The 16,751-nt window shown below is 76.2% G+C and carries 19 protein-coding genes and 2 pseudogenes; 8 read left to right on the top strand and 13 right to left on the bottom strand.

Annotation, left to right across the window (positions count from 1 at the left end; all coding sequences use genetic code 11):
- Positions 1-28: 28 nt before the first annotated feature.
- Positions 29-1,033 carry a helix-turn-helix transcriptional regulator gene (locus tag ACYQBY_RS16490; protein WP_459644954.1) on the top strand — a complete coding sequence of 335 codons (1,005 nt, stop codon included), beginning with the start codon at positions 29-31 and terminating at the stop codon, positions 1,031-1,033.
- Here ACYQBY_RS16490 and ACYQBY_RS16485 read toward each other — a convergent pair.
- The 3 genes from ACYQBY_RS16485 to ACYQBY_RS16475 all read right to left on the bottom strand — a co-directional run bounded on the left by ACYQBY_RS16485 (position 1,024) and on the right by ACYQBY_RS16475 (position 4,076).
- Positions 1,024-1,965 (bottom strand): SDR family oxidoreductase, encoded by a 942-nt coding sequence (locus ACYQBY_RS16485; protein WP_459644953.1) that lies wholly within the window; start codon positions 1,963-1,965, stop codon positions 1,024-1,026. The genes ACYQBY_RS16490 and ACYQBY_RS16485 overlap by 10 nt on opposite strands.
- Positions 1,966-1,990: 25 nt before the next feature.
- The gene (locus ACYQBY_RS16480; protein WP_459644952.1) at positions 1,991-3,115 is read right to left on the bottom strand and encodes a GGDEF domain-containing protein; all 1,125 of its coding nucleotides are present in this window, start codon (positions 3,113-3,115) and stop codon (positions 1,991-1,993) included.
- 94 nt (positions 3,116-3,209) lie between these two features.
- Positions 3,210-4,076, bottom strand: a complete 867-nt coding sequence (locus ACYQBY_RS16475) for a phosphatidylinositol-specific phospholipase C/glycerophosphodiester phosphodiesterase family protein (RefSeq protein ID WP_459645112.1) — start codon at positions 4,074-4,076, stop codon at positions 3,210-3,212.
- Positions 4,077-4,289: 213 nt separating this feature from the next.
- Here ACYQBY_RS16475 and ACYQBY_RS16470 point away from each other — a divergent pair, with 213 nt between their 5' ends.
- Positions 4,290-5,042, top strand: a complete 753-nt coding sequence (locus ACYQBY_RS16470; RefSeq protein ID WP_459644951.1) for a hypothetical protein — start codon at positions 4,290-4,292, stop codon at positions 5,040-5,042.
- On the opposite strand, the gene ACYQBY_RS16465 is transcribed toward ACYQBY_RS16470, so the two are convergent.
- The gene (locus ACYQBY_RS16465; RefSeq protein WP_459644950.1) at positions 5,007-5,528 is read right to left on the bottom strand and encodes a VanZ family protein; all 522 of its coding nucleotides are present in this window, start codon (positions 5,526-5,528) and stop codon (positions 5,007-5,009) included. The genes ACYQBY_RS16470 and ACYQBY_RS16465 overlap by 36 nt on opposite strands.
- A 95-nt stretch (positions 5,529-5,623) precedes the next feature.
- On the opposite strand from ACYQBY_RS16465, the gene ACYQBY_RS16460 reads away from it, so the two are divergent.
- Positions 5,624-6,253 carry a class I SAM-dependent methyltransferase gene (locus ACYQBY_RS16460; RefSeq protein WP_459644949.1) on the top strand — a complete coding sequence of 210 codons (630 nt, stop codon included), beginning with the start codon at positions 5,624-5,626 and terminating at the stop codon, positions 6,251-6,253.
- A gap of 74 nt (positions 6,254-6,327) precedes the next feature.
- Here the strand turns inward: ACYQBY_RS16460 and ACYQBY_RS16455 are convergent, their stop codons facing one another.
- The 5 genes from ACYQBY_RS16455 to ACYQBY_RS16435 form a co-directional block, all read right to left on the bottom strand.
- The gene (locus tag ACYQBY_RS16455; RefSeq protein WP_459644948.1) at positions 6,328-6,621 is read right to left on the bottom strand and encodes a hypothetical protein; all 294 of its coding nucleotides are present in this window, start codon (positions 6,619-6,621) and stop codon (positions 6,328-6,330) included.
- Positions 6,622-6,695: 74 nt separating this feature from the next.
- Positions 6,696-9,137 (bottom strand): ATP-binding cassette domain-containing protein, encoded by a 2,442-nt coding sequence (locus ACYQBY_RS16450; protein ID WP_459644947.1) that lies wholly within the window; start codon positions 9,135-9,137, stop codon positions 6,696-6,698.
- A 125-nt stretch (positions 9,138-9,262) separates the two neighbouring features.
- The gene (locus ACYQBY_RS16445; RefSeq protein ID WP_459644946.1) at positions 9,263-9,673 is read right to left on the bottom strand and encodes a VOC family protein; all 411 of its coding nucleotides are present in this window, start codon (positions 9,671-9,673) and stop codon (positions 9,263-9,265) included.
- A gap of 5 nt (positions 9,674-9,678) precedes the next feature.
- Positions 9,679-10,131 carry a helix-turn-helix transcriptional regulator gene (locus ACYQBY_RS16440; RefSeq protein WP_459644945.1) on the bottom strand — a complete coding sequence of 151 codons (453 nt, stop codon included), beginning with the start codon at positions 10,129-10,131 and terminating at the stop codon, positions 9,679-9,681.
- A gap of 42 nt (positions 10,132-10,173) precedes the next feature.
- Positions 10,174-10,794, bottom strand: coding sequence for a hypothetical protein (locus tag ACYQBY_RS16435; RefSeq protein WP_459644944.1), 621 nt, complete (start codon positions 10,792-10,794; stop codon positions 10,174-10,176).
- Positions 10,795-10,873: 79 nt separating this feature from the next.
- Here ACYQBY_RS16435 and ACYQBY_RS16430 point away from each other — a divergent pair, with 79 nt between their 5' ends.
- Complete coding sequence (locus tag ACYQBY_RS16430; RefSeq protein WP_459644943.1) at positions 10,874-11,437, top strand: MarR family winged helix-turn-helix transcriptional regulator; 564 nt, start codon at positions 10,874-10,876, stop codon at positions 11,435-11,437.
- Positions 11,438-11,458: 21 nt separating this feature from the next.
- Here the strand turns inward: ACYQBY_RS16430 and ACYQBY_RS16425 are convergent, their stop codons facing one another.
- Positions 11,459-11,965, bottom strand: a complete 507-nt coding sequence (locus tag ACYQBY_RS16425) for a GAF domain-containing protein (RefSeq protein WP_459644942.1) — start codon at positions 11,963-11,965, stop codon at positions 11,459-11,461.
- A 251-nt stretch (positions 11,966-12,216) separates the two neighbouring features.
- Here ACYQBY_RS16425 and ACYQBY_RS16420 point away from each other — a divergent pair, with 251 nt between their 5' ends.
- The 3 genes from ACYQBY_RS16420 to ACYQBY_RS16410 all read left to right on the top strand — a co-directional run bounded on the left by ACYQBY_RS16420 (position 12,217) and on the right by ACYQBY_RS16410 (position 14,547).
- Positions 12,217-12,657 carry a DMP19 family protein gene (locus ACYQBY_RS16420; RefSeq protein ID WP_459644941.1) on the top strand — a complete coding sequence of 147 codons (441 nt, stop codon included), beginning with the start codon at positions 12,217-12,219 and terminating at the stop codon, positions 12,655-12,657.
- A gap of 145 nt (positions 12,658-12,802) precedes the next feature.
- The gene (locus tag ACYQBY_RS16415; protein WP_459644940.1) at positions 12,803-14,101 is read left to right on the top strand and encodes a hypothetical protein; all 1,299 of its coding nucleotides are present in this window, start codon (positions 12,803-12,805) and stop codon (positions 14,099-14,101) included.
- Entirely contained in the window at positions 14,098-14,547 is a 450-nt protein-coding gene (locus ACYQBY_RS16410) for an SRPBCC family protein (protein WP_459644939.1), read from the top strand. Before ACYQBY_RS16415 ends, ACYQBY_RS16410 begins: the two co-directional genes overlap by 4 nt.
- On the opposite strand, the gene ACYQBY_RS16405 is transcribed toward ACYQBY_RS16410, so the two are convergent.
- Entirely contained in the window at positions 14,529-14,909 is a 381-nt protein-coding gene (locus tag ACYQBY_RS16405; RefSeq protein ID WP_459644938.1) for a tautomerase family protein, read from the bottom strand. The two genes, ACYQBY_RS16410 and ACYQBY_RS16405, sit on opposite strands and share 19 nt — an antisense overlap.
- A 43-nt stretch (positions 14,910-14,952) precedes the next feature.
- Positions 14,953-15,351, bottom strand: a pseudogene (locus ACYQBY_RS16400) (hypothetical protein); the annotation flags it as partial.
- On the opposite strand from ACYQBY_RS16400, the pseudogene ACYQBY_RS16395 reads away from it, so the two are divergent.
- A pseudogene (locus ACYQBY_RS16395) lies at positions 15,343-15,588 on the top strand (helix-turn-helix domain-containing protein); the annotation flags it as partial. The pseudogenes ACYQBY_RS16400 and ACYQBY_RS16395 overlap by 9 nt on opposite strands.
- Before the next feature lie 198 nt (positions 15,589-15,786).
- Here the strand turns inward: ACYQBY_RS16395 and ACYQBY_RS16390 are convergent.
- Positions 15,787-16,728: a 1,4-dihydroxy-2-naphthoyl-CoA synthase gene (locus tag ACYQBY_RS16390; RefSeq protein ID WP_459644937.1), complete on the bottom strand. Its 942-nt coding sequence runs from the start codon at positions 16,726-16,728 to the stop codon at positions 15,787-15,789.
- Positions 16,729-16,751 lie beyond the last annotated feature (23 nt).

Raw genomic sequence — 16,751 nt, 5'->3', positions numbered from 1 at the left:
GTCCACCCCCTGCGGCGATGATGTCCCGGTGCGCGCGGAACGGCTGGTGGCCCTGCTCTTCCTCCTGCAGCGGCGGCGCTCGGCCACGGTGGGGGAGCTGGCCCGCGAGCTGGGGGTCTCCGAGCGCACCGCGCACCGGGACGTCGCGGCCCTGCGCGAGGCCGGCGTGCCGCTCTGGACGGAACCCGGCCGCCACGGGGGCGTGCGGCTCGTCGACGGGTGGCGCTCGCACCTGGACGGGCTGACGTCCCGCGAGGCCGTCGCGCTGTTCGCGATGGGCGTGCCGCGGGCCCTGGCGGACCTCGGCCTGGGCACCGCCGTGTCGGCCGCCCACGCCAAGGTCGCCGCGACCCTTCCGGGGGAGCTGCGCGAGCACGCCCGGCTCGTCGGCCAGCGGTTCCACCTCGACGCCCCGGGGTGGTTCCGCCGGGAGGAGGACGCGGAGCACCTCGCCCCCCTGGCCCGCGCGGTGTGGGCGCAGCGGCGGGTCCGCGTCACCTACCGGCGCGACGGCGGTGGGGTCGAGCGCGTCCTGGAACCGCTCGGCCTCGTCCTGAAGGCCGGGACCTGGTACCTCGTGGCCCGCCCCGCGGATCCCGACTCCGCGCAGGAGCCGGCGCAGGAGCCGGCGCGGAACCCGCGCACCTACCGCGTGGCGCGGGTGGTCGCCACGGCCGAGCTGGACGAGCGGTTCCACCGGCCCGCGGGTTTCGACCTGGCCTCGTGGTGGGAGCGGTCCTCCGCGGAGTTCGAGCGGACCCTGCAGCAGGTACCGGTGCGGGTGCGGCTCAGCCCGCGCGGGTTCCGGGCCCTGCCCGCCGTCCTCGACGAGGACGTGGCCGCCGCCGCGCTCGCCGGCGCGGGGGCACCGGGCGCCGACGGGTGGCGGGAGGTGGAGCTGCTGCTGGAGGACCCCCTCGTCGCGGCCGGGCGGCTCCTCGCCCTCGGGGCGGAGGTGGAGGTCCTCGCGCCACCCGCCGCGCGCGCCGCGTTCGCGGACACGGCGCGGCGGATGGCCGGGCGTCACCGGTAGCCGGCCGGGTCCCCGGGCCTCCCCGCGGCCACCACCTCCCTCATGTACCGCCAGCCGTCGGGGCGGCTGCCGTCGACGTCGTCGATGCCGTACTCCCGCGCCAGCCGGCCGCTGTCGAGGGTCTGTCCCGCGAACCTCGCCCGGTCCGGGTCGGCCGCCAGCGCCGCCACGGTGCGGCCCGTGAACACCGGCGACTCCGAGATCGCGAAGTGCGGCTCCTGCGCGATCGCGTCCCGCCAGTTCTCCTCGCGCACCCCGAAGGTGTCCAGCATCGCCTCCGAGCGCAGCCAGCCCGGGGTGAACGCCACCGCGGTGCAGCCGTGCGCGCGCAGCTCCGCGGCCTCGGCGATCGCGAGGGAGTGCGCGGCGGTCTTGGCGACGTAGAACGCCAGCGACGTGCCCTCCCGGAACCGCGCGTTGTACTCGGCGGTGCCGTCCGTCAGCTCCACGACCAGCCCGCCGGGGCGGCGGACGAGCAGGGGCAGCAGGTGGTGGCTGGTGATGACGTGCGCGTCGATCCCGAGCCGGATCATCCGCAGGCTCGCCTCCAGGGAGTGCTCCCAGACCGGCCTGCCCCACTGCAGGTGGTGGTCGCCGCCCCAGAGCCCGTCCACGAGCACGTCGAGGCGGCCGTGCGCGTCGTCGACGCGGCGCGCCAGTGCGGCGACCTGGCCGGGGTCGAGGTGGTCGACCCGCACGGCCGTCGCCGTCCCCCCGGCCGCACGCACCAGCTCGGCGGTCTCCTCGATGGTCTCGGGGCGGTCCACCTCGGAGCGCGAGCCCCGGGTGGAGCGGCCGGTCACCCAGACCGTCGCCCCTCTCCTGCCCAGCTCCACCGCGATCGCGCGGCTCGCACCGCGCGTGGCGCCGGCGACCAGCGCCACCGTTCCCGCCAGGTCCCCTCGCCCGTTCCCCTGCACGTCCCGTTCCATGCGGCCACCGTGCCGCCGAACCCTGTCAGGACGCGGCAGGGTTTCCGCCGACCGCTCCCCACCTGGCCGGCACGGTCTGCGGTGCCGGGCCGGCCGGCACGCACCCCGTGCCCGCGTCGCGCGCCAGGGGTTCCAGGGCCGCCCCGTCACGGCCGGCGCGCTTGGCGCGGTAGACGGCCCGGTCGGCGGCGGCGAGCAGGTCGGCCACCTCGCACGGCCGGTCGGTGGAGGCCGCCCCGACGCTCACGGTCAGCCCGTGCGGGCGGACCTCGGCGGCGACGCGCTCCGCCACGCGCAGGACCTCCGCCGGTCCGGCGCCGGGCAGCAGCAGGGCGAACTCGTCCCCGCCCAGGCGCCCGGCGAGGTCGCCGTCGCGGCCGGTGCCGCGCAGCAGCCCGCCGATGAGGGCGAGGGCGGCGTCACCGGCCTGGTGCCCGGAGGTGTCGTTGACCTGCTTGAAGTGGTCCACGTCCACGAGCAGCAGGCCCACCGGGGCCCCGGGCGCCGCCGCGGCCACCGCCCGGTGCACCTCCTCGTGGAACGCGCGGTGGTTCAGGCAGCCCGTCAGCCCGTCCCGCTCCGCCAGCACCGCGAGCTGCTGCGCGATGGCGGCGGTGCGCCGGTTGAGGCGGACGTGGTTGGAGGAGGCGAAGGCGCAGGTCGCCGTGGCGACGACGAGCGTCAGGACCACGGGCAGCACCTCGTGCGTGCCGCCGTGGCCGCCGAGCCCCGCCACCACCAGGTAGCCGAGGACGTTGCCGCAGCCGGCGATCACCATGCCCAGCGGCGGGTAGGCCAGCGCGGCGTGGGCCAGGCACACGAAGAACGACATCACGAACGGGCTGCCCACCCCGCCGTCGAGCAGGCAGAACGCCGTGATCAGGGCGATGCCCAGGGCCTCCCAGGCGTCGAAGAACCAGTGCCCGCGCGGGGAGCGCACCAGGCGCTCCACCGGCACCCGCAGCAGCAGCGGGGACAGGCCGGCCACGGCGGCGGCGAGGACGTACACGGCGAGCGGGTGGGCGGCGTCCGGGGACAGCCACGTGCTCAGGGCGAACAGGGCGGGCAGCACCACGCACAGGGCGACGCCGGACCACAGGTGGCGGCGCCAGAACCGCACCTGCTCCTCGGCCTCGTCGGGGATCCGCACATCCTCTGATCGGGCCGGAGTGGTGCCTCCTTGAGGAGGCGGTGCGGTCCCTCCGCCGGGAGGGGCACCGCACCGCCTCCCGGGGGAGGGCCGCTCAGGCCGTGCCGGTGCCCGCGGTGGTCGCGCCGCCGGAGGCCAGCAGGAAGTCCCGCAGCCCGGCGAGGTCGTCGGTGTTGACGTGGTCCACGCCCGCGGCGAGCAGCTCGCGCCACACCGCCTCCCGCTGCGCGCCGGGCGCGTCGGGCGTGGCCCAGAACCGCACCCGGCGGCCGTCGAGGTGCGCGGTGCGGACGATCTGCCGCAGCCGGGCGCGCTCCGCCTCGGGCATCGGGCCGGTGCCCGTCCACGTGAAGTTCCGCGTCCAGTTGTCGCTGACCAGGGGCATGAAGTCCGCGTCCGCGCCGCTCGTCAGGTCGCCGAGGCGCCCGTCGTAGCCGGCGTAGCGGACCCGCTGCAGCGCCATCAGGTCCATCGGGCGGTTCCCGGAGACGACCGCCGTCACGGCGCCCTCGCTGGCCCGGTACCCCTCGCCCTGCACCCGGAAGGTGGTCAGCACGTCGCGGTAGCGGGCGAGCACCCGGTGCAGCGCGGCGTAGGTGGCGCGGCCCTCGGTCTTGATGTCGACCAGGAGCTGGAAGTCCGCGCCGGAGTGCGGGTACACGCTGCCGCCGTTGCGGCGCACCCGCTCGGCGAGGGGGTCCAGGTACAGCGACTGCAGGGTGCGGTCCGGGCGCAGGTCCTCCGGGTCGTGCGCCACGAGGAGCTCTCCGCCGACGAGGTAGATGTCCGCCTCGACGCTCGTGAACCCGTGGTCCAGCGCGTCGAGCAGGGGGCGGGGGTGCTCGTAGTCGTTGTGCGCGTGGGCCTGCGGCAGCGGCCGCACCCCGGCGGGGGCGGGGGCGGCGGCGGAGGTCGTGCCGGAGGTGGTGAGCAGGCCGGCGGTCAGCAGCGCGGCCAGCACGGTGCGGCGGACGGGGCGCACGGGGGCTCCTCGGGTCGGGTCGGCGGGGTCCCCGCGACGCTAGGCGCCGGGGGTTGCCGGGCCCTGAACGGCGGGCGACGCGGGCACGGCGGTGGACGGCCCCGGCGGGTGGCCCTCGACGGCGGCCTGCGGGCGGCGGGACGATGCGGCAGGAGCCGTTCGGAGACCGTTCGCGAGGACCGGGAGCCAGCCGTGAGCCAGCACACCGCCACCACCGCGCACCCGGCCGGCCCGTCGACGGCCGCTGCGCTGCGGCGGGCCGCCGGGACACGCCGCCGGGTGCTGCTGCTCACCACGACACCGCTGCTCGGGGCGCTCGCCGCCGCCGCCCTGGCCGCGGGGCTCCCCGCCGGGCAGCGCACGTTCGCCGCCGTGTCCGCGACCGTGCAGCTGCTGATGTCCGTCCCGCTGCCGTTCACCGGGGTGCTGCTCGCCACCGACCTGCGCCGCTCACCCGGCGCGGCACCCGGCGGGGTGCTGCCCACCCTGGCGGCGGCGGTGCTGCTCGCCGGGGCCGTGGGCCTCGCCGGTGCGCTGCTCGCCGCCCTCGCGCTCCTGGCGGCCGGTTCCGGCGCCGCCGACCCGTGGGCCTCCGCGGTGCCGCTCGTGGCGGGCGGGGTGCTGGTGCAGGTCGTCGCGCAGCTCGTCGGGACCGGGCTGGGCCTGCTGGTGCGCCGTCCCGCCCTCGCCTCGCTCGGCACCGTCGTGCTGCCGCTGGGCGTGTACGCGCTGCTCGGAGCGGTCGAGGTCCTCCGCCCCGCCCGGGAGTGGCTCACCCCCTACGCCACCTCCCAGGACCTGCTGTCCGGGCGGGCGGGCCCGGTGGACCTCGCGCGGGAGGGCGTCGTGGTCCTGCTGTGGTGCGCGGGGCTCAACGCGCTGGGCGCGGCGCGCCTGCGGCGGGACGCCTCACCGCGGCCCTCGCCCGCGCTCCCGCAGGGGTAGCAACCGGACCCCGGCGGCCGCCCCGAGGGCACCGCCCAGGGTGTTCAGCAGGACGTCGTCCACGTCCGCCGCCCGGCCCAGCACCGACTGCACCACCTCCACCGCGATCGAGAGCCCCGCGCAGGCCGCGGTGGAGGCGGCGAGGCGCCGGCCCGTCGCCGGGGGCAGCAGCAGGCCGATCGGGACGAACATCGCGATGTTGCCCAGCAGGTTCAGCGCCCCCACGCCGGGGGACACGTTCAGCCACGCGCTGCGGATCCCCGCCCCGGGCACCAGGTTCACGCCGCTGCCCCCGTAGCCGGTGACCAGCGTGACGCTCAGCGCCGCCAGCACCGCACCGGCCAGCAGCACCCGCACCACCGCGAGCGCCGCCGCGGCCCGGTCCCCGCGGCGCAGGCCCGGTACCGCCGCACCGGCCGCGGCGAGCAGCGCCGCCCCCACCGCGAGGGCCAGCAGCTCCACGGGCACGTAGCGCAGCAGGGACACCGGCGCATCGTGCCGCACCGGCGGTCACCGCGCTCCGGTTGCCGTACCGGCAACAGAACTTGGTCCCCCCGTCTCCCGCGCCGCACGCTTCTCCCGTGACCGCACCCGTGGACCGGACCCCTGACGCCGACGAGTGGGACGAGCGCTACGGCGCCTCCGACCGCATCTGGAGCGGCGAGCCGAACGGCGCCCTCGTCGCCGAGACCACCGACCTGCCGCCCGGCCGTGCCCTGGACGTGGGCTGCGGGGAGGGCGCCGACGCGGTGTGGCTGGCCCGCCGCGGCTGGCGGGTCACCGCGCTGGACGTCTCCGGGATCGCGCTGGAGCGGGCGCGGCGCCACGCCGACGACGCTGGCGTGGAGGTGGGGTGGGTGCACGCCGGGCTGGTCGAGGCGGACCTGCCCGCCGGGGGTTTCGACCTCGTCTCCGCGCAGTACCCGGTGCTGCGGAAGACCCCGGGCGCGGTGGCCGAGCGCGTCCTGGCCGGCCTCGTCGCGCCGGGCGGCACGCTGCTGTTCGTGCACCACGACCTGTCGGGACACGACGCGGCGCGTCACGGTGCGCTGCAGCACGACCCGGCGCACTTCGCGTTCCCCGCGGACGTCGCGGCGGTCCTCGGCGAGGAGTGGGTGGTCGAGGTCGACGAGCGCCGCCCCCGGGTCGTCCACGGCGGTGCCGGGGCGCACCACGTGGCCGACCTGGTGCTGCGCGCCCGGCGGCGGTGAGGGCGGGGAGCCGTCGCCCCGCGGGGCGCCGGCTCCCGGTCGTGCCCCGCGCGGCACCGTCCGGACGGCCGCCCTCAGCCGGAGCGGTCCGCCGGCCGGTTCTCCCGGTGCCACAGGACGGCCCCGCACACCCGGTAGGCGATCCAGGCCGCCGCACCCGTGAGGAGCAGGGTCGAGCCGAGGGCCAGCAGCAGCACGCCCACCGCCCCGCCCTCGCCCTGGCCCACCAGGAGGGCGGCGACGAGGGACAGCAGGCCCCCGGCGCCGAGGCCGAGCGCGGCTCCCGAGCTCAGCGACTCCAGGTGCGGGTTGCCCATCGCCGCGTCCTCGTCGGCGGCCGGGTCGTCCACGTCGGTGCGCTCGCTCACCGGGACATCATGGCGGTGCGCCGCGGCTCGCGGGGCCGGTCCGGGGGAACGGCCCCGCCCGCCGGGGGGTCCGCTCAGGCGCCGACGTAGGCCGCGAGGTGCTCGCCGGTGAGGGTGGAGCGGGCGGCGACGAGGTCGGCGGGGGTGCCCTCGAACACGATCCGGCCGCCGTCGTGACCGGCGCCGGGACCGAGGTCGATGATCCAGTCGGCGTGCGCCATGACCGCCTGGTGGTGCTCGATGACCAGGACCGACGTGCCGGAGTCCACGAGCCGGTCGAGCAGGCCGAGCAGCTGCTCGACGTCGGCGAGGTGCAGGCCGGTGGTGGGCTCGTCGAGGACGTAGACGCCGCCCTTGCCGACCATCTGGGTCGCCAGCTTGAGGCGTTGGCGCTCGCCGCCGGAGAGCGTGGTGAGCGGCTGGCCGAGGCTGAGGTAGCCGAGCCCCACGTCGGCGAGGCGGCCGAGGATCGCGTGCGCGGCGGGGGTGCGGGCCTCGCCGGAGCCGAAGAACTCCACGGCCTCGCTCACCGGCATCCCGAGGACCTCGCTGATGTTCTTCCCGCCGAGCAGGTAGGTGAGCACCTCGGCCTGGAACCGCCTGCCCTCGCACTCCTCGCACGTGGTGGCGACGCCCGCCATCACCACCAGGTCGGTGTAGATGACGCCCGCGCCGTTGCAGGCGGGGCAGGCGCCCTCGGAGTTGGCGCTGAACAGGGCGGGTTTCACCCCGTTGGCCTTCGCGAACGCCTTGCGGACCGGCTCCAGCAGCCCGGTGTACGTGGCCGGGTTGCTGCGCCGCGAGCCGCGGATCGCGCTCTGGTCGACCGAGACCACCCCCTCCCGCCCGGACACCGAGCCGTGGACGAGGGAGCTCTTGCCGGAGCCGGCGACCCCGGTGACGGCGACGAGCACCCCGAGGGGGATGTCGACGTCGACGTCGCGCAGGTTGTGGGAGTTCGCGCCGCGGACCTGCAGCGTGCCGGTGGCGGTGCGCACCCGCGGCTTGAGCGAGGCGCGGTCGTCGAGGTGGCGGCCGGTGAGGGTGCCGCTCGCCCGCAGGCCCTCGACGGTCCCCTCGAAGCACACGGTGCCGCCCGCCGTGCCGGCGCCCGGGCCGAGGTCCACGACGTGGTCCGCGATGGCGATGGTCTCGGGTTTGTGCTCCACGACGAGGACGGTGTTGCCCTTGTCCCGCAGCCGCAGCAGCAGCTCGTTCATCCGCTGGATGTCGTGCGGGTGCAGCCCGATCGTCGGCTCGTCGAAGACGTAGGTGACGTCCGTGAGCGAGGAGCCGAGGTGGCGGATCATCTTGGTGCGCTGCGCCTCGCCGCCGGAGAGGGTGCCGGCGGGCCGGTCGAGGCTGAGGTAGCCGAGGCCGATCTCGACGAAGGAGTCGAGGGTCTCCCGCAGCGCCGTCAGCAGCGGCGCCACCCCCTCGGTCACCCGGGGGGCGCCGTCGGCGCGGGCGCCGCGCCCACCCCGCCGGGGGGCGCCCAGGTCGCGCACCCAGCCGGCCAGGTCGCTGATCTGCATCGCGCTGGCGTCGGCGATGCTGATGCCCGCGATCTTGGAGGAGCGGGCCGCCTCGCTGAGCCGGGTGCCGTCGCACTCCGGGCAGACGGTGAACGTCACCGCCCGGTCGACGAAGGCGCGGATGTGCGGCTGCATCGCCTCCCGGTCCTTGCTGAGGAACGACTTCTGGATCTTCGGGATGACGCCCTCGTAGGTGATGTTGATGCCGTCGACCTTGATCTTCGTGGGTTCCCTGCGGAGCAGGTCGTGCAGCTCGCGCTCGGTGTACTCCCGGATCGGCTTGTCCGGGTCGAAGAAGCCGCAACCCCGGTAGATGCGGCCGTACCAGCCCTCCATCGTGTAGCCGGGGATCGTCAGCGCCCCCTCGTTGAGCGACCTGGAGTCGTCGTAGAGCTGGGTGAGGTCGAAGTCGGTGACCGAGCCCATGCCCTCGCAGCGCAGGCACATGCCGCCGGTGATGCTGAAGCTGCGCTTCTCCCTGACCGTCTCCCCGCCGCGCTCGATCGCGACCGCGCCCGACCCGCTGATGGAGGCGACGTTGAAGGAGAACGCCTGGGCCGAGCCGATGTGCGGCTCCCCGAGCCGGCTGAACAGGATGCGCAGCATCGTGCTGGCGTCGGTGGCCGTGCCGACCGTGGAGCGGGGGTTGGCCCCCATGCGCTCCTGGTCGACGATGATCGCCGTCGTCAGCCCCTCGAGGACGTCGACGTCGGGCCGGGACAGCGTCGGCATGAACCCCTGCACGAAGGCGCTGTACGTCTCGTTGATCATCCGCTGGGAGTCCGCGGCGATCGTGCCGAACACCAGCGAGCTCTTGCCCGAGCCGGAGACCCCGGTGAACACCGTCAGCCTGCGCTTGGGGATGTCGACGCTGACGTCCTTGAGGTTGTTCTCCCGCGCGCCGTGCACCCGGATCAGGTGGTGGCCGTCGGCGGGGTGCGGCGCGTGCGGGTGCGGGTCCGTGGTCGTGGCGGTGCTCATCGCGTCTCCTCCGTCGGGCGGGGCCGCCAGTGCGGTCGCCGTCGAACTCGCCGGGCTCGGTCGGGCCAGCCAACCACCCGGACCGTCCCCGGGGGAACGGTCGCGGGTGGGACGGCCGGGGGCGCTCAGCGCCGCTGCTGGATGCGGACCAGGTTCCCGGCGGGGTCGCGGACGGCGAAGTCGCGCACCCCGTAGGGCTGCTCGACGGGCTCCTGGACGACCTCGGCGTCACCGGCCTGGAGCCGCTCGAAGGCCTTGTCGAGGTCCTCGGTGGCCAGCAGGAGCGCCGCGTAGGTTCCCTTGGCCATCATCTCGGTGATCGTGCGGCGCTCGTCGTCGGTGATGCCCGGATCGGCGGCCGGCGGTGTCAGGACGATCGACGTGCCGGGCTGGTCGGGGGGGCCGACGGTGAGCCAGCGCATGGTGCCGTACCCGACGTCGTTGCGGACCTCGAAACCCAGGGTGTCGCGGTAGAAGGCCAGGGACGCCTCCGGGTCGTCGTGGGGGAGGAAGCTCGCGTGGATGGTGATGTCCATGGCGGTCACGCTAGGGGCGGCCCGGCGGCCGCGGCTTCTCGATTCCTGACCGGTCTGGTGACCTGTTTCGCCACGCACGGCGGCACCCCCGCGGCCGCGTCCGCCGCGGTGCGCCGGTAGGTGCTCGGCGGCACGCCGACGAGCTCGGTGAACCGGGTGCTGAAGGTGCCGAGCGAGGAGCAGCCCACCGCGAAGCACACCTCGGTGACGCTGAGGTCCCCGCGGCGCAGCAGCGCCATCGCCCGCTCGATGCGCCGGGTCATGAGGTAGGAGTAGGGCGATTCGCCGTAGGCGGCGCGGAACCGGCGGCTGAGGTGCCCGGCCGACATGTGCACCCCGCGGGCCAGCGCCTCCACGTCCAGCGGCTGGGCGTGCTCGCGGTCGATCCGGTCCCGGACGCGGCGCAGGAGGACCAGTTCCCGCAGGTGCGCCGCGCCGCTGGTGGATCCGCTGCTCACCCGGTGGATGGTGCCACGCGGCACCGACGCCGGGGCCGTCCGTCAGCCCGCGACCGGCCCACTGCCGGCCGGGCCGGTGCGCAGCAGCCACGCCGCGAGCCAGGCGACCCCGGCCGCCAGGACGACCAGCCCGAGGTCCAGCACCAGCTCGGGGACGAACGCGCGCAGCGCGACGGGGACGGCGCCGGCCGCGTAGAGCGCCAGGGCGCCGCGCGGCGGGATGCCCGTCCGCGCCAGCGCGGCCGTGAAACCCAGCGACCCGACGAGGAAGAGGAGCGACGTGGTGGTGAGGGCGATCCCCAGCGGGCCGGCGCGCAGGTCGGCGATCTGTGCGGGGTCGAGCCGGGGGAACACCAGGTTGAGGACGAACTCCACACCGACGAGCGCCGCGAGCGCGAGGTGGTTGACCCCGAAGGCGATGCTGCCGGCCCGGCCGATCCGGGAGGCGCAGGCCAGGTAGAGGGCGGTGACGAGGGCGAGGGCGAACACCTCGGCCAGCGGGGCCGCGAGCTGGGTGAGCGCGGTGGCCGGGACGAGCTGGGCGCGCTTGGCGGCGTTGACGGCCAGCACGGCGGCGCTGAGGAGGCCGGCGATCCCCGCGGCGGTGCGCAGGGGGACCTGCGGGCCGGTCGCGGCGGTGGCGAGGACGGTGGTCGAGGACACGGGAACCTCCAGGGGTCGAGTTGATGCACTATCGCAGCGATCGCTGCGAAATTGCAATACCCGTCGATATGCTCGTCCCGTGCCCGGCCCCAAGAACCTGCTCGTCGACATCTGGCTGCTGTCCTGCGTGTCCACCTCCCTGGTGGCGGAGGAACTGGCCGACGACCCGCTGTCGGTCGACGAGTTCGCCCTCTACGGCCTCATCAGCGACCTCGGGCCCGTGACCGCCACCCAGCTCTCCCAGTGGACGGGGATGTCCGCGACCACCCTGTCGGCGCTGCTGCGCCGCTGCCAGGCCCGCGGTGAACTGGCCCGCACCCCCAACGCCGCGGACCGGCGCAGCGTGTTCGTGGAGCTGACCGGACAGGGCCGTGCGGTCTACCGGGCGGCGCTGCCCGCGCTGGCCCGCGCCCTCGAGCGCGTCCACCACCACGCCGACCCGGCCGTGGAGGACGCGCGGCACGTGCTGCAGCGCGTGGACGGCGCGGTGCGCGCCGCGCTGGACCTGCCCGCGAGGCCGTACTCCGTGGAGGTCCCCGACGGGGTGGGCGACGACGGCGGAGCGCCGCTCACGCCCGCGCAGGAGGCCGAGGTGCGGCGGTTCGCCGCCTGGGTCCGGTACCGCGACTCCACCGGCACCTGAACCGGCCGGACGTGCCGTCGCTCAGGAGGCCCGGTACTCCTCCAGCAGCACGCCGGCCCGGGTGGCGGTGGCCCGCAGGTGGCCGAGCTCCGCGGCGGTGAAACGGCGCGGCGAGGTGCCGATGACGCAGGCGGAGGCGATCGCCAGCCCGTGCGGGTCGTGCACGGGGATGCCGGCGTAGCAGGACAGGCCGTAGTGGGTGACGAGGGGGTTGCCGCCGTAGCGGGGGTGCGCCGCGAGGTCCGCCACCACGTTCTCCGCGGCCGTGAGCACGGTGTCGGTGCAGAAGGCCAGCTCGGCGGGGACCGCACCGAGGCGGGCCATCCAGCCGCCGAGGCCGTGGTGCCCGGCGAACACGGCCACGTCCTGCGCCAGGAACGTCACCGCGGCGACGGGCGCCCCGATCGTGGCGGCGGTGTGCCCGGCCAGCTCGTCGAGGCGCTCCCTCAGCCGCGGGTGCTCCAGGTCGTACCCGCGGGCCACCTGTCCGCGGTCCAGCTCCCGCACTCCTGCTGCGCCGATCCCCACGCCCTGCTCCTCGGTCCGTGCCCCTCGTGCGCCCCGCTGTCTCCGGGCTCTCCGGTTGTCGAGGCCCGCGTGGTGCCGCTGGAGGCGCAACGGGGGTTGTCACCCGCTCGGCGGCGCCGCGCCACCCGAACGCCCGCACACGCGCTGTCGGCGACCGCCACCGGCCAGGCGGGTGGCGCGCCCCGCCGCCCGGGTGTCCCCGGTCGGCGCTAGCGTCCCGGTCCCCGCACGACCACGACCGGAGGCCGCTGGTGACGACCCCGCTGACCGACGCCCTGACCGTCCGCGCCGTCCACGCCTACGAGGTGGCGGATTCCTCGGCTCCTCCAGGGCTGCGCCTGCTGGGGGCGGTGATGGGCCTGCACGGCATCGCGGAGAACGGGGGGCTGGTCGGCGGAGGCGTCGAGAACCTCCTGCTCGGCGGACGGCGGCGCGCGGTCGACGACGCCATCGACGGCTTCCGCTGGCTCGGCCTGGCGGACGTCGCCGCCCTCGTCGCCCGCGCCCGCGACGAGTACCTGCGCTTCCGCCCGACCGGCCACGAGGACCTCTCCGGGGAGGACGAGCTCCTCTGGCAGCGGCTCGACGCGGACTGGTCGGGGGCCGCCACCGGCGACCGGATCGAGGCGGCGGTGTCCGCCCGCCTGCAGGAGATCGCCCCCGGGTGGTCGAGCACGACGTCACCCCGCTGATCGTGCTGGGGCGCGCCGCCACCGGCCCGGCAGGTGGTGCGCCCCGACCGCCCGGGCGCCCCCGGTGTGGGGGAAGTGCGCCCGTCTCCGGTGGGCCCCGCTCCGGTGGGCCGGGTCGCGGTCCCGCCCTGGCAGCATCCCGTGGGTGAGAGCTCTGCGCGGTGGCTGGTCGGTGCGGGTGCACGCCCTCGCGGAGCGCCTGACCCCCTCGGCTGCGGTGCGGCTGGCCGTGGCCGGGCTGGGCTGCTGCGTGCTCGGGCTCACCGGGTGGCTGGCGTTCCCCGGCTCCTCCGGTGGGCAGGTGCGGTCGGGGTGGGAGCTGGTGGTGCCGGCGCTGTCGGTCTGGCTCGGCCCGGCGCTGGTGTCGGTGGGCGCCGTCGCCCTGCTGCGGGACGGCGGGGTGCTCGGCGCGGCGGGCAGCGTCGGTGCCGCCGCCTCCTCGGTGGTGGCGTGGGGGACGGCGCTGCTGTCGGCCGCGTCCTGGGGCGCCGGCTTCGACGAGGCGGACGCGGGCCTGCCGCTGTCGCCGTTCAGCGCGGCCTTCCCCGCCTTCCTCCTCGCGGCCCTCGCGGCGGGCACCCTGGCCGCCGCCCCGGTGTGGAACGGGCTGCTGCGGCGCAGCGGGCACCGGCGGGGGCGCCGGCTCCTGGCCGCCCTGTGCGCCGTGCCCACCGCCGCCGCCCTCGGGGTGGGCGCGCTGAACCCCGCGACGGCCCCGGCGGCGGCGGTGGGCCTCGTCGTCGTCGCCCGGCTGCGCGCGGCCCGGCGGATCCCCCGGCGCGCGGCCGCGACGCCGGCAGCCGATCCGGGGCCGGGTGCGCGGCGAGCGGTCGCGCCCGCGCGGCTGCGACGCACCGTGGTGCGGCTCAGCGCGCTCAGCGCCGCGCTGGGGTTCCCGTGCGCCGCGTACGCCGTCCTGGGGGAGACGTGGGCGCCGTCGCCGGGCGGGGTCACCTCGCTGCCGGCCATGAACGCCGGCCTGGCGGCAGGGGCGCTCGCCGCCCTCCCGCTCGTCCTGGCGGCGGGGCTGCTGGCCGCCTCCCGGTGGGGGCGGCGCGCTGCCGCGTCGGCGGCGGCCGTCGCCGCAGCGCTGGTGGTGGTGTGCGCCGCCCAGCTCCAGGGGCCCGCCGGCCCCTTCGGCACCCTCCTCGCCGCCTCGTTCCTCGTCGGGGTGGTGGCGGTCGTCCCCCTCGCCTCGCGGCTACCCGGTGGACGGGCCGGACGCGGGGGCGTGGCGGCGCTCGTCGCCGTGGCCGCGAGCTGGGCCGCGCTGCCGCTGCCGGTGGTCTTCCCCCTCGTCGCGCCGTTCTGCGCCGTCGTCCTCGCGCTCGCCGCCTCGGGGAGGCTCCCGTCCGGGGGACACCGGTGGAGCGTCGCAGGGCGACCCGGCGGGGCGGCCGGTACCTGGCCGGGGCGGCGCGGCGGTGGCAGGCTGCGGCGGTGACCGAGCAGACCGAGCAGCCCGAGCAGCCCGAGAGGTCCCGGCACCTGGGCGTGCACGTCGCCCGGCCGGCCGCGGAGGTCTACGCCTTCGCCGCCGACCCCGCCAACCTGCCCCGGTGGGCGCCCGGCCTGGGCACCTCCGTGGTGCAGGAGGACGGCAACTGGTTCGTCGGGACGCCGGAGGGCCGCGCCCGGGTGGTCTTCGCCCCCCGCAACGACTTCGGCGTCCTCGACCACGACGTGGTGACGCCCTCCGGGGAGACGGTGCACGTCCCGCTGCGGGTCCTCCCCGACGACGGGGGGTGCGAGGTGGTCCTCACGCTGCGCCGCCGGGAGGGGATGACCGACGAGGAGTTCGAGCGGGACACCGCGCTGGTGAGGAGCGACCTCGCGCGCCTGGCGGAGGTGCTGGAGGCGGGGGTGCGAGGTCAGGTGTCCACCCGGTAGGGGAGCGTGAGCTCGTCCCCGGCCCGGCCGCGGATGCCCCAGTCATGCCGTGGTGTCTCGACGACGATGATCTCCAGGTCCTGCGGGGGGATCCCCAGGTGCTGCTCGAAGTCGGCGAACAGCCGCTGGTAGAACGCCTTCTTGGTGGGGACGGTGCGTCCGCTGAACAGGAGGATCTCGACGATCGTGTAGCGGTCGGTGCGCTCCTCGGGGACGGGGAAGTCCTCGGCCGACATGGGGAAGAACCGGTGGAACCGCTTGGCGGGCGGCAACCCCAGAACCTCGACGGCGGCGGTCTGCAGGACGTCGGACATCCTGCCCCGCAACGGCTCCAGCACGTGCCGCTGACCGTAGACCTTCACCTGGGCCACGCTGCCCCTCCCGGACCTCGCCGTCGGCACCACCCTAGCCACCCGTCGCCGGACCGTCCCGGTCGTGGCGGGGCGCCCCCGCGCCCCAGCGGGTCGCGAGGGCCTCGTGCGGGAGCCCGACCGAGACGTGGGGGGCCAGCGCGTGCAGGAACTCCGCCGCGTCGAACACCGCGCCGGCCGACGCGACACCCGTGGTCCGCGTGCGCCCGTCGAGGACCCGCTGGACCGCTTCCACGACCAGTGGTGCGGTGACCGCGTAGATGTCCTGTCCGTGGGCCGTCGCGCGGCGCTCGACGCCACCCGAGCGGACCACGGCGTCCACGACGAACAGCTGGTCCGAGCGGCCCAGCGCGTCGACCGGCTCCGGTGGGGGCGTGTCGGCCCGGGCGAGGTCCCGGGCGGCCTCGAGGCCCATGTGGGTGCGGACCTCGGGCGGCAGTTCCGCGCGGCGGTCGGGCAGACCCCGCTCCAGTGGCTCCTGACCCAGCGTGTGCGCCGCGCGCAGGAACTGCTGGAGACGAGCGGCCAGGGCATCGAGGCGATCGCCCTCGCCACCGGCACAGGCACCGCCACGACCCTGCGCCGCCGGTTCAAGCGGATCGTCGGGGTCTCCCCGGACACCTACCGCCGCTCGTTCCGCAGCACCGGGGCGCCACCGCACGGGTCGTAGTGCTGCGCGACCCCGGTTGCGGGGGAGTGCGGCGATGCCTGCGCCGGGCGGGTGCTCGCCCTGCGGTGATCCCACCCCTCACCTGCCGTGTGCACCCTCTCCCCGAGCCGGCACCGGCACGGTCGGCGCCGCAGCGCCCCTGGGTGGTCCAGCTGCCCGGGTGTGACGGCAGCCCCCCGCCGCCGCGGCGCTCCGCCGTCAGAAGTACCAGGGGAAACCCGACCAGTCCGGCTCGCGCTTCTGCAGGAACGCGTCGCGCCCCTCCACCGCCTCGTCGGTCATGTACGCCAGCCGCGTGGCCTCCCCGGCGAACACCTGCTGCCCGACCATGCCGTCGTCGACGGCGTTGAAGGCGAACTTCAGCATGCGCTGCGCGGTGGGGGACTTGCGGTTGATCTCCGCCGCCCACACCAGCGCGACCCGTTCCAGCTCGGCGTGGGGGACGACCTCGTTGACCATGCCCATGCGGTGGGCGTCGGCGGCGGTGTAGGGGCGGCCGAGGAAGAAGATCTCCCGGGCGAGCTTCTGCCCGACCTGCCGGGCGAGGTACGCGGAGCCGTAGCCGGCGTCGAAGGAGCCGACGTCGGCGTCGGTCTGCTTGAACCGGGCGTGCTCGGCGCTGGCGAGGGTGAGGTCGCACACGACGTGGAGGCTGTGACCACCGCCGGCCGCCCAGCCGGGCACGACGGCGACGACGACCTTCGGCATGAACCGGATGAGGCGCTGCACCTCCAGGACGTGCAGCCGTCCGCCCTCGGCCTTCGCGCGCATCTCGTCGACCGTGTCGGCGGTCTCGCCCCCGGCGTACTGGTAGCCGGAGCGGCCGCGGATGCGCTGGTCGCCGCCGGAGGAGAACGCCCACCCGCCGTCGCGGGGGCTGGGGCCGTTGCCGGTGAGCAGGACGCAGCCGACGTCGGGGGTGCGGCGGGCGTGGTCGAGGGTGCGGTGGAGCTCGTCGACGGTGCGGGGGCGGAACGCGTTGCGCACGTCGGGGCGGTCGAAGGCGATGCGGACGGTGCCGCGGGCGGGGCCGTCGAGGACGCACCGGTGGTAGGTGACGTCGGTGAGGTCGCCGAACCCGGGGACCTCCGCCCACGCCGCGGGGTCGAAGGTCTCGCTCACACCGTCCAGGGCACTCACGTCCGCCGACGATAGGGGTTGCG

Source organism: Kineococcus anabasis (assembly GCF_054590795.1).
The sequence above is the reverse complement of the archived record's forward strand: the minus strand, read 5'-3'. Positions and strand labels throughout refer to the sequence as shown.

What these genes read in the sequence shown, in the direction of transcription:
- ACYQBY_RS16485 (WP_459644953.1), bottom strand. Translation starts at nt 1,965, where the DNA reads ATGGAACGGGACGTGCAGGGGAACGGGCGAGGGGACCTGGCGGGAACG.
- ACYQBY_RS16450 (WP_459644947.1), bottom strand. Translation starts at nt 9,137, where the DNA reads ATGAGCACCGCCACGACCACGGACCCGCACCCGCACGCGCCGCACCCC.
- ACYQBY_RS16445 (WP_459644946.1), bottom strand. Translation starts at nt 9,673, where the DNA reads ATGGACATCACCATCCACGCGAGCTTCCTCCCCCACGACGACCCGGAG.